The sequence below is a fragment of the Mesorhizobium sp. P2_D1 genome (genome assembly GCF_056404455.1).
On the sequence record NZ_JBFUDZ010000168.1, the window covers coordinates 1 to 738 of the forward strand.

Annotated in this window: 1 protein-coding gene; it reads left to right on the forward strand. The window is 55.3% G+C overall.

Annotation, left to right across the window (positions count from 1 at the left end; all coding sequences use genetic code 11):
• Nucleotides 1-305 precede the first annotated feature (305 nt).
• On the forward strand, nt 306-738 hold a 433-nt coding region (locus AC1D0I_RS32775), incomplete at its 3' end, for a DnaJ domain-containing protein (RefSeq protein WP_477400214.1).

Consider the following 738-nt stretch of genomic DNA (forward strand, 5'->3'; position numbering starts at 1 on the left):
GCTTCATGCGTGCCTTGGTCAGCTTTCGTAGGCAACCCCCTTCAAGTCGGCACTGACCCCGAACCTCACCAGCGTGCCGATCGCGATCCTAAGCGCTGCGCGTCCAGCCCGACCACGGCTCTCGACAAGCTCGCAGTCGCGCACACTGGGAGCGCAGACTGGCGGTTAGCGTGCCACCGGCTTAAGCGACGCGCGCAGATGATGTCCCGCAATGGGTCAATGCGTCTGGCACCACTATTGCATGGTCCTCGCCGGCGACGAAGAGGCGTCGTAACACTCTGCCTCGATGTCGAGGGAGGATCACTTTGTTCGTTGATTACTATGAACTTCTGGAAATCAGTCCGAACGCCAACTCGGAAACGATAGAACGGATATTTCGTTATTTTGCCATGCGCTACCATCCCGACAACCGGGATACCGGGGACGAATCCCGCTTTAGTGAAATCATAGATGCCCACAATACGCTCAAGGATCCGCTCAAGCGCGCGCAGTACGACATCGAGTATAAAGAGCATTTGAACATTCGCCACGGGTTGAGCGAGGAAGCCAGCAACACCAAAGGCATAGAACGGGATGCCGTCATTCAGGCCAAAGTGCTCTCGCTGCTCTATGTTAAACGCCGACAAGACGTGAACAATGCTGGTGTTGGCGATACAGAAATCGAGCGCCTGGCAGACTGCCCGCGTGAACATCTGGAGTTTCATCTTTGGTATCTAAAAGCCAAAGGCTGGATAGGAA